This is a genomic window from Dysosmobacter sp. (genome assembly GCF_052306735.1).
Taxonomy (GTDB): domain Bacteria; phylum Bacillota; class Clostridia; order Oscillospirales; family Oscillospiraceae; genus Oscillibacter.
This window is the reverse complement of sequence record NZ_DAWBAJ010000002.1, coordinates 2,955-3,474: the sequence shown is the minus strand read 5'-3', so window position 1 is coordinate 3,474 and position 520 is coordinate 2,955. Positions and strand designations below refer to the sequence as shown.

The 520-nt window shown below is 65.2% G+C and carries 1 protein-coding gene; it reads right to left on the bottom strand.

From position 1 onward, the window contains the following. On the bottom strand, positions 1-520 hold a 520-nt coding region (locus tag ACT67G_RS00680; RefSeq protein WP_443662635.1), incomplete at both ends, for an AAA family ATPase.

The following is a 520-nucleotide window of genomic DNA, read 5'->3' as shown; positions in this document are numbered from 1 at the left end:
CCCCACGGGGCCGCCGTTGTAGTTTTCGATGATGGCCGCCATCATCCGCCGGTCCACCGGGTCCAGCCCCAGATAGTCGATCTCCAGGGCACAGAGGGCCTCGTCCGCCACCTGCTTGGTAATGACGCCGTCGGCCTTCACGTCCGCGAAGTCCCGCACACGGCGGAGCATCCGGTTGGCGATCCGGGGCGTCCCCCGGCTGCGGCGGGCGATCTCGTAGGCGCCCTCCGGTACAATATCACAGTTCAGAATTCCGGCGGAGCGGGTGACGATTTTCGACAGTTCCTCCGGGGTATACAGCTCCAGCCGCAGCGTTACGCCGAAGCGGTCCCGCAGCGGGGCCGAGAGCTGTCCGGCCCGGGTGGTGGCGCCGATCAGGGTGAAATGAGGCAGATCCAGCCGGATGGAGTTGGCCGACGGCCCCTTGCCTACGATAATATCCAGAGCGTAGTCCTCCATGGCGGGGTACAGAATTTCCTCCACGGAGCGGTTCAGCCGGTGGATCTCGTCCACAAAGAGG